Origin of the sequence: Sulfitobacter sediminilitoris (assembly GCF_010667575.1) — a bacterium.
GTDB classification, from domain to species: Bacteria; Pseudomonadota; Alphaproteobacteria; order Rhodobacterales; family Rhodobacteraceae; genus Sulfitobacter; species Sulfitobacter sediminilitoris.
Genome location: NZ_JAABNT010000088.1, coordinates 1 through 698 on the forward strand (window position 1 = coordinate 1; position 698 = coordinate 698).

Annotated in this window: 1 protein-coding gene; it reads left to right on the top strand. The window is 63.2% G+C overall.

Translation table 11 applies throughout. The features are described 5' to 3' along the window. The first annotated feature begins 102 nt into the window (after positions 1-102). A complete protein-coding gene (locus GV827_RS23235) occupies positions 103-633 on the top strand; it encodes a DUF3768 domain-containing protein (RefSeq protein ID WP_164356717.1) in 531 nt (176 codons plus the stop codon). Positions 634-698: the final 65 nt, after the last annotated feature.

A 698-nucleotide genomic window follows, 5' to 3' on the forward strand; every position in this document is an offset into this window, starting at 1 on the left:
CCCGTCGCTGCCCCGCAGGCCTTCAAGCTAGCCCTCCCTCTCCCCCTTCGTGGGGTGCGTCCGAGATGGTCTCGGGCGGCCACCCGACCGGAGGGAAGAGAGATGACGACAAAAGAAGAACCAGGGCTTGACGCCATCGGCACAGTGCCTGTCTGCCAACGCTGTGGCTCAGAGCGCGTTGTAACCGATGCCTGGGCCTGCTGGAACCGGGAAGCGGGCTTCTGGGAACTGGAGGCCCATTTCGACCAAGCCTTTTGCCATGGCTGCGAAGCAGCAACGCAGTTGCAATGGATCCGCGTGGAGGGCCCCGAGAACGGCCGGGTACGCGATCTAAACGATGCGTTTCGGACGCTTGGCCAGGGACGCGGCTCAGTCTTTGTCACCGACGGTGTGTCGTCGCAGGGCCCGGAGTTCGTCACGCGGGCCCTGGCGGCGGTCCGAGGCTTCGACAGCTTCAGTGAAGACAATGATCCGTGGGGCGAACATGACTTCGGGTCCATTGAGCTCGAAGGCCACAAGCTCTTCTGGAAGATCGATCCCTACGATCTCGACCTGCAAGCGCATTCGCAAAACGCCGCCAACCCGGCGGTCACACATCGGGTACTGACCCTCATGTTGGCCAGCGAGTACTAGGCTTGACCGTCTCCCCTAGCGGGAGGCGGTTTTTTGCGGGGGCGGCGCCGTTGCCACTGAGAAGG

What these genes read in the sequence shown, in the direction of transcription:
- GV827_RS23235 (WP_164356717.1), top strand. Translation starts at nt 103, where the DNA reads ATGACGACAAAAGAAGAACCAGGGCTTGACGCCATCGGCACAGTGCCT.